This window comes from Xanthomonas sp. NCPPB 3582, from assembly GCF_041475735.2.
GTDB lineage: Bacteria > Pseudomonadota > Gammaproteobacteria > Xanthomonadales > Xanthomonadaceae > Xanthomonas > Xanthomonas codiaei.
Map to the genome: position 1 here is coordinate 1,787,221 of NZ_CM192968.1, position 12,959 is coordinate 1,800,179.

A 12,959-nucleotide genomic window follows, 5' to 3' on the forward strand; every position below is an offset into this window, starting at 1 on the left:
CCTGTATGACCAAGCACACCCACACGCAGGAGCATGCCTGCACCGAACCGCATCACCACGTCGACGACGCCAACAGCTTCGTGCGCGCGGTGGAGCGCGCCTGCAGCGAGCGCGGCCTGCGGCTGACGCCGATCCGCGCCAACGTGCTGCGGCTGATCGCCGATGCCGGCAAACCGGTCAAGGCCTACGAACTGCTGGACTGGGTGCGCGAAGGCAAGGGCGTGGGCGCCGATGCGCCGCCAACGGTGTACCGCGCGCTGGATTTCCTGATGGCCAACGGCTTCGTGCACAAGCTCGAGTCGGTCAATGCCTTCGTCGCCTGCCATCACCCCAACAGCGCCCAGCATTCGGTGCCGTTTTTGATCTGCGACCGCTGCCATAGCGCGGTGGAGCTGGAAGACCGCGACGTGGTGTCGCAGCTGGAAGCGCGCGCCAAGGCGCTGGGTTTCCAGCCGCAGGCGCAGACGCTGGAAGTGCATGGCCTGTGCGCCAAGTGTGCAGTGGTGGAGTCGGCGCTGCCGGCCTGACGCCAGCAGTGACGCGTGGCGCGGCGTCGGCGCGTTGCATGGAGCCGGTGATGCGTGCGCGCGGGTGCGGCAACAGGTCGGTGACCAGGCCCGGCATCGTAGTTGCCACGGGTGGATGAAGCGCGCGCGCCGGTGCGGACAGTCCAGCCCGCGTGTGCCTCGAACGCGCGGCGGCCGGCAGCGCATGGTCGTCGCGCCTGCATTGATGCATGCTGTTTCTAACGGCATGCGTGATTGGGGGATAACTGCCGGATGCCATGCGCGCTACAGTGCAGGCAGCTGGATCGAAGGCCTCGTGCAATCCCCTTGACCCGCACGTCGGGCATCGCTTCCGGCTGCCGTCGGCGATATCGATCATGGCCTTGACCGTGGTCGGAAGACACATGGTCGACGCCGCGCACATCACACTCTAGGAGCACTGCAATGCATCTGTCCGCCACGGTCATGTCGTTGACGATGATGGCCGCCACCACGCCGGCCCTCGAGGCCCCTGCCGCCGACAAGAGCGCGCCGATCCGCGTGAACAAGGCCGGTAGCGCCGCATCGGCGGTGGGCCCGGCCGCGTATTTCACCGGCAAGGTGCGCATCGATGCACCGTTCCAGGCCGATGCGCCAGCGCGGGTCGGCGGCGCCACCGTGACCTTCGAGCCGGGTGCGCGCACCGCATGGCACACGCATCCGCTGGGGCAGACGTTGATCGTCACTGCCGGCGCCGGGCGTGTGCAGGAGTGGGGCAAGCCGGCGCAGGAGCTTCGCCCCGGCGATATCGTGTGGATTCCGCCGGGCGTCAAGCATTGGCATGGCGCCAACGCGACCGTGGCGATGTCGCATATCGCCATCGCCGAGGCCGTGGATGGCTCGCCGGTCACCTGGCTGGAGCAGGTAACGGATGCGCAGTACGCCGCCGATTGAGCGAGCCGCCCGCCGATAGCGCGATGCCGCGATGCGGGCGACGTGGCGGCCAGCGCACTGGCGCCGCGTGCGCGACCACCGCGCGGGCGCGCCGCAACCCGAGTGTGGTTGGCGCGCTATCTTCGCGCAGGGCGGCTGGCCGTGCTCACGCCAGCTCGGTGGCCGTGGGCGTGCTGGCGCGCAGCCGTTGCGCATCGCGCGCTGGCGGCTCGCCCAGGATGCGCGCGTAGTCGCGGCTGAACTGCGAGGCGCTTTCGTAGCCCACCCGGAAGCCGGCATCGGCAGCGGTGAGCGCTTCGGCCACCATCAGCCGGCGCGCCTCGTGCACGCGCAGGTGCGAGCGATATTCCAGCGGCGTCATCGAGGTCACTGCCTTGAAATGCGCATGGAAGGTGGAACGGCTCATCGCCGACAGGTCGGCGATTTGTTCGATGCTGAAGCGCTGCGCATAGTGTTCGCGCAGCCATACGATGGCCTTGGAGATCTGGTTGAGCCGGCTGTCGGCGACCGCCATCTGCCGGACCACCGCGTTGGCGGGATCGGCCATCAGGCGGTACAGCAGTTCGCGCGTCACCAGCGGGGCCAACGCGGCGATTTCGTGCGGCTGGTCGAGCAGACGCGCCAGCCGCACGGCGGTGTCCTGCAGCTGAGGCGTGCTGCGGTTGAGCAATAGCCCGGCGGGCGCGGCTTCGCGTTGCGGCTCGGCGAGCTCGGGATGGTGGATGGCCAGCTCGCTGAGGATTGCCGTGTCCAGGTCCAGGCAGAAGCACAGATACGGTTGCTCGGCGCTGGCTTCGATCACCGAGCCGACGATCGGCAGGTCCACCGAGGCCACCAGATACATCTCGGGGTGATAGTGGAACGCCTGCGCGCCCAGCATCGCCCGTTTGCGCCCCTGCGCCACCAGGCACAGCATCGGCGTGTAGATGGTAGGGATGGACACTGTGCGGGTGGAGCTGCGCATGATCTGCAGCCCGGCGATCGGGGTGGCATGCATCCCGTCGGCAGGTGCGTGGCGCAGTAGCAGGGTGCTCAGCTCGGTCAACGAAGACATGCGGAACCCGTCGATGGTCCAAGGCGGCCTGGCCGCGATGGGCCGATCGTACAAGAGCGCCGGTCATGCAGACGCCAAGGAACCCACCGCCGAGCCGGGCACGCGGCCGGTGTCGGTCAACGGCGCGGCCCATGCAATGCCCGCGGCGGCGATGATAGGGCGCTCACGTACGGGCCGTATCATGGCCTTCCCGCCAGTGTCTGCAGCGCCCAATGCCCGCCAAACCTTCGATCCTGCCGACGCCGACCAGCCCCGCCGAGTGGAAACGGCTCGAAGCCGCTGCCACCGCCGAGCTCGCCCGCCGCACCGAGCAGGCACATCTGCAGATCGTTGGGCTGTTGACCACGCACGGCCACCTGCTGAGCGATGCGCAGCGTCGCAGTCTGCACAAGCGGCTGCGGCGCGCCGGGCGCTGACGGTTCGGCGCGCAGGGATAGCGCGCGATCCTGATCCCTGCGCGTGGCGCAGCCCGTAGAGCCTGGCGCTCTGATCGAAGCGGGCGTGCTCGTCGCAGACGCCGGCCTGCAGGAGGTGCCGATCCAGCCGGAGCTCCAGCTGCGACAGGATGCCTTCGCCTGTTCGGACCTGGCATGGATACGACAGGGCCGCGCGGCCGCCGGCTCAGTGTCCCAGGATGCGGAGTTTGAAGTTTTGCAGCGCGGCCTCGGTCGTTGGGTCGCTCATGTCGGCGACTTCCAGCGTCCACGCCCCTTGCGCCTGCTCGTCGAGAAACGCGTTGCTCGAGGTCAGGTCGACATAGAAGCCGGTCTGGGCGTAGGCGCGGGCATCCAGCGCCGAAAACGGCGTGAGTACATAGCTGCGCGTACCGCTGGGCGACTGCAACACCACGCGTAGGTCGGTCGGGTTGCGATGCGATGTGGCAAAGGAGAGTTGCGCGCCTTCCACCGTCATCGCCTGTGTGATGTGGACGCGGTGTTTGGCCGGACGCGCAGGGCCGCCGATCTGGCTGGGAGCGACTGTCGATGTCACCCATTGGGTATCGCGTACGGCAGGCAACGGCGTGAAGTAGCGGGCTTGGTAGACGGCAGCCGCAGCATCGGCCAAGCCGAAGCCGTACCAATTGCTGAAACGATGGCCGGCGGCATTGGTGATCCAGCCTGGATCGATCACGCTGCCCCGATAGACCGCCGGTGGTTGCCACGGATCGACCTGGCGTGCGGTCGTGGCCAGGATGTACTTGACGTCACGTGCGCTCAAGCGCGGATTGACGCTCAGCATGAGCGCAGTGACCCCTGCCACCGTGGGAGCGGCGGCCGAAGTCCCTGTCATGAGCGCGCTGTAGTTGCACGTTGCATCGATGGCCGAGGTACTGGTGTCCAGTGCATTGACAGCCGGGCCGTTGCTATCGGCATTGGAGCCTTGATCGCAGCCGGCCAAGTCGGTCGTGACGATGGCAGGATCGTACGCAAACCGGCCCCGCAGCGGGCCCAGCTCTTGCTCCGCGTTGGGAGCATACTGACGTTGATACCCGACAAGCCCGCCGATACCCGAGATCCAGATCGCCGACCCCGGCGACGAGTAGACGGCGCGCTTACCTTGGGCATCAATACTGGCAACCGCGATCGTGCCTGGAAGGTTTGCGAGAATCTCCAGGTTGGCCAATGCGCAACCCACTTTCAACGCGCGCGCAATGTCCTGACACAGGTCGATCGGGTTTCCGCCAGCATCACTGCCGAACAGATTGTTGAAGCTGTTGCCTGCAGCCTTGGTGTAAACGCCGCCCAGGCCATGACGGGTCGAGCGCATCAATGCTTCCCACATGCGTTGGTCTTCGACGGGGAAGTCCTGATAAAACGGTGTAAAGCTGCCCCAGCTATTGTTGAAGACGTCGATGCGTTTCGACTCGGGTCCGTCTCCCCAAAAGTAGCGAACCGACGCCGGACCGGTGACCGACCACTCACCGAAGTCGAACCCGGCCAACGAAGCCTCCGGTGCGACGCCGCGCCCGCCGCGGCCATTCCATCCAACCGCTGCGATGATGCCGCCAACGGCAGTGCCGTGATCGTCCCCGTTGGTGGGAGTGGGGTCGTGCGAGCCGTCCCTGAAGCTGTAAGAGCCATTCTGAATCACGTTTGCTGCCAGGTCTTCATGGCGAATGTCCAGGCCGATGTCCACGACGGCAACCTTGACGTGCCTGCCACGGATGCCCAAGGCATGCAGGAGATCCACATCCATGTCGACTCCTGGCACGGGGCGGCTATCGCCGATGACGGCCTGCCCGTGATTGGAAATGTGCCATTGGTATCGCAGCAGTGGGTCGCTCCCCTGGGAAGTTGCCGCTGCGCTGCCTGCAGGATTCGCGGCGGCTGCCGGCTGGGAAGCAGTCACGATGAAGCCACCGCCGATCAGCAGCGAAAGCGCGTGTCTGGGTGAAATACGCATGGGTGGCTCCAGTCAATGCCGGGGAAGGCTTGTCGATCACAGCAGCGCGCATGGCAGATCGTGGCCGGCTCGCCTGCAGTGCAAGCCAGCCATGCTCGGCGGTCGCCGTCGTGGCGTTGAACGGTAGGGCAAGGTTGCAGGTATGGATCTGCGCTTGAGAAAGGCAGCTACATTGGTTGCATGACCGACTGCGCCACCACCATCGAGATCTGCACGCTGCCGCTAATGCCCTGCAGTCGGCTCAATGCCTGTTGCGTTTTCTCGATTGAGGGGTAGGCGATCACCGCGCTGTGATCGATCGTGGAGGTGTAGACGATGCGTCCACCGGAGCTGCTTGCCAACGCAGTAGCGCTGGTTGGCGTGGTGTTGGTCAGTCTGAGTTGCGGTTGCACGAGCACCACGCGTCCGTTGCGCTCGTTCACCGCCGCGGCGAGTGGACGTTCCGCGGCGGCTGTGGACGGGGAGGCCAGCGTGGACGCGTTGCGTGCAGCACTGCTGGACGGAAGGATCACGGCATACGGGCCGATCCGCGCGGCGACCTTGCCATCGATGGTCGCTGCGCTGGCGGTGCGCGCCTGTGCGGCAAGCCGGGGGGCAACGTCGGTGGGGTCATTGGCGACCGGGTCCGACACCACCGTGCCGGGCAGCATGCGGTACGTATCGCGTCCGGATTTGAAGCGCTCGCCAGTGGCCGCGGCGCTAAGCGCCTGCGCATCCATGTATTGGCCAGCGTAAGCGACACCGCAGGTAGCCAATGATGCGATCAATGCCGAGCTGAGAAATGTGGTCTTCATGTCAGTGCCCCAGGATGCGAAGTTTGAAGTTCTGTAGTGCTGCGGTGGATGTCGGCTCGGTCATGTCCGTTACTTCCAGGGTCCAGACGCCTTGCGCCCGCTCATCGAGAAATGCGTTGCTGGAGGTGAGATCGAGATAGAACCCGGTCTTCGCATAAGCGGCCGGGTCCAGTATCGAGAACGGCGTGAGGACGTAGCTACGCGTTCCGCTGGGAGATTCCAGCACCACGCGCAGATTGGTCGGAGTGCGATGCGATGTGGCAAGCGACAGTTGCACGCCTTCCACCTTCATGGCCTGGGTGATGCGGATGCGTTGTTTGGCTGGCCGGGCGGGGCCGCCGATCTGGCTTGCGGCAGCAGTGGATGCGACCCATTGGGTATCGCGGACCGGAGGCAGTGGCTTGAAGTACCTTGCTTCATAAACGGCTGCGGCGCCATCGACCAGGCCGAAGCCGTACCAGTTGCTGAAACGGTGTCCTGCCGCATTGGTGATCCAGCCTGGGTCGATCACGCTCCCCTGGTAGACCGCAGCAGGCTGCCAGGGGTCGACCTGCCGCGCGGTCTTGGCCAGGATGTACTTGACGTCGCGCGCGCTCAGGCTCGGGTTTGTGCTCAATATCAGGGCCGCGACGCCAGAGACGGTGGGTGCAGCAGCCGATGTGCCGTTCATGATGGCGTTGTAGTTGCATGACGCATCGATCTTGGACTTGCTGCCGTCCAAGGCATTGTCGACCAAGGAGTCGTCCACGTTGTCGCCCGCGTTGCAGCCGCTGAGATCGGTGGTGACGATGGCCGGATCGTAGGCGAACGGCGCCGTATCGGCGCCGAACAGCAGCGCCGCGTTGGGATAGAACTTGCGCTGACGTCCGAACTCGCCACCCAGGCCTGAAATCCACAATGCGGAGCCGGAGGACGAGTACGAGGCGCGATGCCCGCTGGCATCGACGCTGGCGACAACGATGGTGCCAGGCAGATTGTTTGTTGAGTCGACATTGCTCAGCGAACAGCCAACGTTCAATGAACGCGAAAGTTCGCTGCAGATGTTGACGATGCGTCCATCCGTATCGCGTATGCGAAAACGCTTGAAGCTGTTGCCTGCGGACTTGATGTAGATGCCGCCGAGGCCGCCGCGCGTCGAGCGCATCAAGGCCTCCCAGGACCGCTGTTCCTCGACCGGAAAATCGGGGTAGGACGGCAGCAGCGATCCCCAGCTATTGTTGAAGATATCGATGGTGCGCGCTTCCGGCCCATCGCCCCACCCGTAGCGGACGCTTGCATCATTGTTGGACGATGCTCGGGCCAGAAAGTCGAACCCGGCCAGCAAGGCGTCGGGCGCAACGCCGCGCCCGCCACGTCCATTCCAGCCGACCGCCGCGATGATGCCTGCAACAGAAGTGCCGTGGCCGTTATCCGGATCGACGGGCGTAGTGTCGTGGGATCCATCGCCAAAGTTGTACGACCCGTTTGGCAGGATGTTGTCGGCCAGGTCTTCATGGCGTAGCTCCAGCCCGTCGTCCACCACACCGACCCGCACGCCGCGGCCGGGGATGTTCAAGCCGTGCAGGATATCCACGTCCAGATCCACGTCGGGCACCGGACGTCTGTCGCCGATCACGGCCTGGCCCTGGTTGGAGAGATGCCACTGATAGCGATACAAGGGGTCGCTACCCTGGGATCTGGCGGAAGCGGTAATGGCATTGATTGCATTGCTGGTGGCGGCCGTGACCGGTGGTGTAGCCAGCGCCGAGAGTGAGCTGCTACCGATCAACAGGGCGCCGATCGACAGTGCGAGGGATTGCCTGCGAAAAGAGTTCATTCCGTTTGATTCCAGTCAAGGGTAGGCGCGGTCGAAGCGACACGGTCCTCCGTTCGGTCGATCGCACGATCGGCCGTTGCAGCTGCGCCACTCCCTCGGGACGCGCCCGTGAGGCCCGAGTCGTTGGAGCCGGAAGATGTGGTTTCGGTCGAAAGGCCCGGCGCGATCGCCCGGGTCAGGAAACGCTCGTCAGGCAACCTCGCCTGCAGGCGGGTTGCACCACAGGATGGCCGCCGGCGTGCGGCGATGACGGGATGCGAGAAGAAGCAGTCCAGCAGCGGCAGCGACAGGAGTCATGTCCGTTTATCCCAAGAGAGCTACACAGCGCATCGGTCCGGCGATGGAGTGGATGCAGTCAGATGGTTCGTCGGCTCCCCTGTGCGCCGCGACGCAGCCGATGTTGGCGATGCATCTGCAGCGTCAACGCCTCGATTAAAGATGGGGAAATCATTGCCTGCAAGGCACGCGACGTACGCCGCCTGCGTGACACATCGCGCAGTTTATGGTTGGCATGCAGATTTGTGCGGTGCATGCGAAGTTTTTCGCACAGATGCCGTCGAAGAATTTTCCAGATGCGATCGTATCGATCGAAATAATACATCGCGAGGCGTCGTTCTGCTTCGCAGCGGCTTCCGCTGCGAGACAGTGGCCATCACCTGACTGCACTGCACGCGTCATACAGAAGCTGGCAGGCTCGCTGCGCAGGGTGTTTCGCAACCACTGCAACGACCGTCGCCGATACCTGGCTCAAGACAAGGATGCATGGCGACAACCGCAGCGCGAGGCCTGTTGCGAGGCTCCGCGCAGTGGCATCGCGTCACTGCGCGGGCCAGTCGCCGATGGACCTACCAGCGATACGCCACCGACATCTGGTATTGCCGCCCGGCGATCGGCCGGCCCATGAACACGCCGCCGGTGGCCGCGCCGGGCACCCGCACATTGCCTTCGGTCAGGCCCAGCGTATCGGTCACATTGCTGCCGCTGGCGGTCACTTCCCAATGGTCGCCTACGTGCAGGTTGGCGCCGATATCCAGCATGTCGTAGGAGGGCAGGCGCTGGCTGTTGGCCAGGTCCGCGAAGCGGTCGCCGATGTAGGAATAGGTGGCAAACACTTTCAGGTCGCCGAACGGCAGCATCCAGTAGTAGCTCGGCGTCAGCCGGAACTGCCGCTTTGGCTGGCGCATCACCTGGTTGCCGGTGAACTCGCGATAGTTGCGATATTTCGCATCCAGCCACACGCCTGTGCCGGCCAGCTCGAAGCCACCGAACGGGCGGATGGCTGCTTCCACCTCCAGGCCGCGTGCGCGCGAATCGCCCACCGCAGTGAAGTTTTCGCCATTGGCCAGGAATGCCTGGAACGGCGAGTTCTTGAACGTGTTGTGGAACGCGGTCAGATACAGGTCGTAGCTGCTGGCGCCCGATTTCAGGCCCAGCTCGTACTGGTCCACTTCCTGCACGCGGGTCTGTCCATCGCGCAGATTGTCGAAGCCGGGAAACTTCACCCCGGAATTGACGCGCGCGAACAGGCTGTTGCTGTCGTTGAGCTTGAAGTTCAGGCCCGCCGTCCACGAGAACGCCTCATCGTCCTGATCGATGCGGCGGGTGGTCGCCAGCGCCAGCGATGTGGCGTTGTCGTAGAGCGTGGCCGGGTTGCCGTCCAGATCCACGGTGCGGGTGTCGTGCACATTGCCGGTGACGCTCTGGCGCTGGTAGCGCGCGCCCAGGTCCAGGCGCAGGCGTTCGTTGAGTTCCCATTCGTCGGCAACGAAGGCGGCGATGTTCTCGCCGTCGTAGTCGGCGCGCAGGTTGAAGAACGCAGTGCTGGTGAAACCCTGGCGCGTGGCCTGGCGGCCATCGGCCAGATCCACGTCGATGCGGCGCGCGTTGTTCTGTGCGGTGAGCAGCATGGTGTTGCCCAGGTACCAGGTGTCGGCCGAGGAATACTTGGCGTAATACGTGCCTACGGTCAGCGTGTTGCCGGCGAACAGCTCGCGGCTCAGGCGCAGATCGTTGGTGACCGAATTCAGGCGCTTGTCCACCGACCACCAACCGGCTTCCAGCACTTGCTGATCCGGATCGACCGCGCCGCCGCCGTTGCTGAATCTGCCACTGCCGGTGGTGCCGTAGCCGGCAATGAAGTCGCTCAACCGCAGTGGTGCGTCGCCGGTGAACAGCGCATGGGTCGGCGCGCTGCCACTCATCACGTTGAAGCGATCGGCGATGGTCCAGTCGCCCACTTCCCAATTCAATTCGCCGCCGAACACATCGATGTTGACGCCGCGCCCGTCGGCCAGGTCGCGTTGCAGGCTCTGGCCGTTGGGGCCGACCAGCAGATCCACGTTGCGGAAATCGCGGCCAAGCAAGGTGCCGGTCTGCGCGTTCAGACCGGGAAAGCTGGACAGGTCGTTGCCGTTGTTGCGCGACAGCAGCGGGATCGCGGTGTAGAAGGCGTTGTTGTCGTCGGTGTGGCGCGCGTAGAACGACAGCTCGCCGCTGTCCCAGCGCTTGCTCAAGGTGGCACTGAACTGGCCGCCCTTGTCGGCGGAGAACTGCGGGGCGCGCACGCCATCGGTCTCGCGGAAGAAACCGCCTACGCTGTAGTACCAGCCATTGCCCATCGGGCCGCTGTTGAACACATCGATGCGGCGCAGCGCGTTGTTGCCGCCAGTCAGGCGCACACTGCCTTCCGGTTCGTCCTGGCCCTTCTTCTGGATGAAGTTCACCGTCAAGCCGGGCTGGCCGTTGGAGAAGATCGGGCTGGAGCCGCCGCGCAGCACTTCCATGCGCTCGACGGTATCGTCCACCCGGAACAGCGTGGAATTTTCCAGGAACGACAGCGTGGGCGGCGGAAACAGCGGCGCGCCGTCCAGTTGCATGGTCACGAATGGCGCATCGCCTTCGGAGGGCATGCCGCGCACGAAGATGTTGGCGCCGGTGCCGCCACCGCTGGGCTCGGCCCACACGCCCGGCACGATCTTCAACAGGTCGGCGGTACTTTGCGGGACGGCCTGCTGGATCTGCTCGGGACTGGCGGTGGTGATCGAAAAACTGGCATCGCGCTTGGCCAGGCCCTTGAAGCGCGCCGTTCCGCTGACGATCACCGCATCCAGCGTGGTGGCGTCGCTGCGCGGCTCGGCGGTGGACGTCTGCGCGTGCGCGGCAGGCGCAAGCAGGGCGCCGATGGCAAGGGACAGGGCATAGCGGGGCATCGATGCGGTCATGAAAGCTCTCCTGGGATGACGTCGCAGCTGGCGGCAGTGCGCGCACGCGTGCAAAGGGTGACCGCCAGCACATGGCGGGATCAGTCGTGCGACATCGCGACCCATGCCGCTCCATCGTTCTAACGGAGTTGCCTGCAAAACCTGTTGTGCGCTGCGGCACTCGGCGCGGGCGATATGCTCGCCATCGATCAACGCGGCAAGGCGCCAGGTAGCACCTGCGCAGTGCGCGCGTGTCGCTATCGGGCGGCGTGTGGGGCCGTTCAGCGCGAACCATAGCGGCAGCCGATGGATCCATCCCGGCGGCATGATCGCCTTTGCGCAGGCGCTGCCAGGCATCATGCGATGGCGCAGCGATGTCGCTGCACGCAGGCCGATAGGCAGGCGCGCTTGCGCCTGTTTTACGCCGCTGCGCGGACCGGAGCCGCCTCCCGGATCGGCAGGTTGATCAGTGCGGCCACTACTGCCAGCAGCATGTCGGCGTACCACATCCAGCTGTAATCGCCGAAGCGCTCCAGCGCCAGTCCACCCAGCCAGGCACCGAAGAAGCCGCCGATCTGATGCGACAACAAGGTCAGCCCGAACAAGGTGCCCAGGTAGCGCGGGCCGAACAGTTTGCCGATCAGGCCGGCTGTCGGCGGTACCGTGCCCAACCAGGTGAAGCCCAGTGCTGCGGCGAACAGATAAAAGGTCAGCGGCGTCGGCGGCGCGACCAGGTACGCACCGATCAGCAGCGCACGGCTGGCATACAGGGCGCACAGCAACCACTTCATGCGCACGTATTCGCCGAGTTTGCCGGCGACCAGGCTGCCGGCCACATTGAACAGGCCGATCAAGGCGATCGACAGCGCCGACACGCTGGCAGGCAGGCCGCACAGGGCGATTTCCCCGGGCAGGTGCGTGACCAGGAACGCGATATGCACCCCGCAAGTGAAAAAGCCCAGGTGCAGGCACCAGTAACTACGATCGCGCATGGCCAGATGCAATTGCGCAGGCAAGCCGATGCCCTCGTTTGCGATCGATGTGCGCGCGTCGATCGCAGACGAGCGCCGTCGCAGCGGCCACGCCAGCGGCAATGTCAGCAATGAAATCATTGCCAGTCCGGTCATCGCCCTGGCCCAGCCGGCGGCGCCGATCATCGATTGCACCAGTGGCGCGAACACGAACTGGCCGAGCGAACCGCCGGCATTGATCAGCCCGGCCGCGAACGAACGCCGCTCCGGCGCAATACGGCTGGCCGTGGCGCCGATCAGCACCGAAAAACTGCCGGCACCCGCACCGGCGGCGGCCAGGACCCCCAGCGAGACGATCAGTCCCCAATCGCTGGCCATCCACGGACTCAGTCCCAGGCCCAGCGATAGCAGCACGCCGCCCACCAGCAACACCGGCAATGGACCGCGCGCATCGGCAATCGCGCCGAACACCGGCTGCACCGCACCCCAGACCAGTTGGCCCACCGCCAGCGCGAAGCTGATCGAGGCGATGCCGATCCCGGTCTGGCGATGGATCGGCTCCACGAACAGGCCGGTGGTCTGGCGCGCGCCCATGGTCAGCATCAGCATGGCCGAGGCGGTGAGCAGCAACCCCCACTGCGCGCTGGTGCGTGCGCTCGCAGATGTGTTCATGCGGCCGCCCCTGCGTCCAGGGCCGCATCCAGCTGCATCAGGCTGGCATGCAGCTGTTTGGTAGCCGCGCTACCGAACAGCGTTTCCAGCTGCGTTTGCGCGCGCTGCCAATGCGGTAACGCGCGCACCAGCAGCCCGCGCCCGCTGCGACTCAAGGCCACCAGCTTCAGGCGCGCATCCTCGCCGCGACGTGACTGCACCCAGCCCGCTTCCAGCAGCGGCTTGAGGTTGCGGGTCAGCGTGGTCCGATCCATGCCCAACGAGTGCGCCAGAGCCCCCAGCGACTGCGGCTCGATGAGCCGGCGCAGGATCGAATACTCGTTGAGGCTCAGTCCCACCTGCGCCAACGCGTGGTCGTACACCTGCGAAGTGCGCCGTGCGGCGCGGCGCAAGTGGAAGCAGGTGCAGCGGCTGGTCTCGGACATGGGGTGCTCCACGCGGATACCCTGCACTTTGCGTGCATATGCACGTATTGGCAAGCGCGGCTGGGAGCGAATCCGCCACACAGGCCGCGCAGGCACGGTGGTCGGCAGCGCGAGGCGGTGCGCTCGCCTGGCGTGCACCAGTCCACTGCCGCAGCGGAACCGGGGCCGTCGCCGCCCAAATCCGT

The 12,959-nt window shown here is 65.4% G+C and carries 11 protein-coding genes; 3 read left to right on the forward strand and 8 right to left on the reverse strand.

Translation table 11 applies throughout. The annotated features are described in order from the left end of the window. The first annotated feature begins 5 nt into the window (after positions 1 to 5). Together ACCQ05_RS07570 and ACCQ05_RS07575 are read left to right on the forward strand one after the other, a co-directional pair. Positions 6 to 527, forward strand: coding sequence for a transcriptional repressor (locus tag ACCQ05_RS07570; RefSeq protein ID WP_372393406.1), 522 nt, complete (start codon positions 6 to 8; stop codon positions 525 to 527). 423 nt (positions 528 to 950) lie between these two features. Beyond that, positions 951 to 1,439 (forward strand): (R)-mandelonitrile lyase, encoded by a 489-nt coding sequence (locus ACCQ05_RS07575; protein ID WP_372393407.1) that lies wholly within the window; start codon positions 951 to 953, stop codon positions 1,437 to 1,439. A gap of 145 nt (positions 1,440 to 1,584) precedes the next feature. On the opposite strand, the gene ACCQ05_RS07580 is transcribed toward ACCQ05_RS07575, so the two are convergent. Continuing rightward, the gene (locus tag ACCQ05_RS07580) at positions 1,585 to 2,493 is read right to left on the reverse strand and encodes an AraC family transcriptional regulator (RefSeq protein ID WP_372393408.1); all 909 of its coding nucleotides are present in this window, start codon (positions 2,491 to 2,493) and stop codon (positions 1,585 to 1,587) included. Between the two features lie 212 nt (positions 2,494 to 2,705). Between ACCQ05_RS07580 and ACCQ05_RS07585 the strand changes: the two genes are divergently transcribed. Continuing rightward, positions 2,706 to 2,909, forward strand: coding sequence for a hypothetical protein (locus ACCQ05_RS07585; protein WP_104540112.1), 204 nt, complete (start codon positions 2,706 to 2,708; stop codon positions 2,907 to 2,909). A 205-nt stretch (positions 2,910 to 3,114) separates the two neighbouring features. Here ACCQ05_RS07585 and ACCQ05_RS07590 read toward each other — a convergent pair whose 3' ends face one another. The 7 genes from ACCQ05_RS07590 to ACCQ05_RS07620 form a co-directional block, all read right to left on the reverse strand. Further along, positions 3,115 to 4,896 carry a S8 family serine peptidase gene (locus ACCQ05_RS07590; protein WP_372393409.1) on the reverse strand — a complete coding sequence of 594 codons (1,782 nt, stop codon included), beginning with the start codon at positions 4,894 to 4,896 and terminating at the stop codon, positions 3,115 to 3,117. A gap of 167 nt (positions 4,897 to 5,063) precedes the next feature. Further along, on the reverse strand, positions 5,064 to 5,690 hold the full coding sequence (locus ACCQ05_RS07595; protein WP_372393410.1) for a hypothetical protein: 627 nt from the start codon (positions 5,688 to 5,690) through the stop codon (positions 5,064 to 5,066). A 1-nt stretch (position 5,691) separates the two neighbouring features. Next, positions 5,692 to 7,506 (reverse strand): S8 family peptidase, encoded by a 1,815-nt coding sequence (locus tag ACCQ05_RS07600; protein ID WP_372393411.1) that lies wholly within the window; start codon positions 7,504 to 7,506, stop codon positions 5,692 to 5,694. A 355-nt stretch (positions 7,507 to 7,861) separates the two neighbouring features. Continuing rightward, positions 7,862 to 8,107, reverse strand: a complete 246-nt coding sequence (locus ACCQ05_RS07605; RefSeq protein WP_372393412.1) for a hypothetical protein — start codon at positions 8,105 to 8,107, stop codon at positions 7,862 to 7,864. Positions 8,108 to 8,351: 244 nt separating this feature from the next. Continuing rightward, positions 8,352 to 10,727 carry a TonB-dependent receptor gene (locus ACCQ05_RS07610; protein ID WP_372393413.1) on the reverse strand — a complete coding sequence of 792 codons (2,376 nt, stop codon included), beginning with the start codon at positions 10,725 to 10,727 and terminating at the stop codon, positions 8,352 to 8,354. A 398-nt stretch (positions 10,728 to 11,125) separates the two neighbouring features. After that, positions 11,126 to 12,349 (reverse strand): MFS transporter, encoded by a 1,224-nt coding sequence (locus ACCQ05_RS07615; protein ID WP_372393414.1) that lies wholly within the window; start codon positions 12,347 to 12,349, stop codon positions 11,126 to 11,128. After that, positions 12,346 to 12,774, reverse strand: coding sequence for a MarR family winged helix-turn-helix transcriptional regulator (locus ACCQ05_RS07620; RefSeq protein ID WP_228962255.1), 429 nt, complete (start codon positions 12,772 to 12,774; stop codon positions 12,346 to 12,348). The genes ACCQ05_RS07615 and ACCQ05_RS07620 overlap by 4 nt, the downstream gene beginning before the upstream one ends. Positions 12,775 to 12,959 lie beyond the last annotated feature (185 nt).

Bases quoted from the DNA above. Each gene is read 5' to 3' on its own strand.
- ACCQ05_RS07570 (WP_372393406.1), top strand. From the start codon at position 6: ATGACCAAGCACACCCACACGCAGGAGCATGCCTGCACCGAACCGCAT.
- ACCQ05_RS07575 (WP_372393407.1), top strand. From the start codon at position 951: ATGCATCTGTCCGCCACGGTCATGTCGTTGACGATGATGGCCGCCACC.
- ACCQ05_RS07580 (WP_372393408.1), bottom strand. From the start codon at position 2,493: ATGTCTTCGTTGACCGAGCTGAGCACCCTGCTACTGCGCCACGCACCT.
- ACCQ05_RS07585 (WP_104540112.1), top strand. From the start codon at position 2,706: ATGCCCGCCAAACCTTCGATCCTGCCGACGCCGACCAGCCCCGCCGAG.
- ACCQ05_RS07590 (WP_372393409.1), bottom strand. From the start codon at position 4,896: ATGCGTATTTCACCCAGACACGCGCTTTCGCTGCTGATCGGCGGTGGC.
- ACCQ05_RS07595 (WP_372393410.1), bottom strand. From the start codon at position 5,690: ATGAAGACCACATTTCTCAGCTCGGCATTGATCGCATCATTGGCTACC.
- ACCQ05_RS07600 (WP_372393411.1), bottom strand. From the start codon at position 7,506: ATGAACTCTTTTCGCAGGCAATCCCTCGCACTGTCGATCGGCGCCCTG.
- ACCQ05_RS07605 (WP_372393412.1), bottom strand. From the start codon at position 8,107: ATGTATTATTTCGATCGATACGATCGCATCTGGAAAATTCTTCGACGG.
- ACCQ05_RS07610 (WP_372393413.1), bottom strand. From the start codon at position 10,727: ATGACCGCATCGATGCCCCGCTATGCCCTGTCCCTTGCCATCGGCGCC.
- ACCQ05_RS07615 (WP_372393414.1), bottom strand. From the start codon at position 12,349: ATGAACACATCTGCGAGCGCACGCACCAGCGCGCAGTGGGGGTTGCTG.
- ACCQ05_RS07620 (WP_228962255.1), bottom strand. From the start codon at position 12,774: ATGTCCGAGACCAGCCGCTGCACCTGCTTCCACTTGCGCCGCGCCGCA.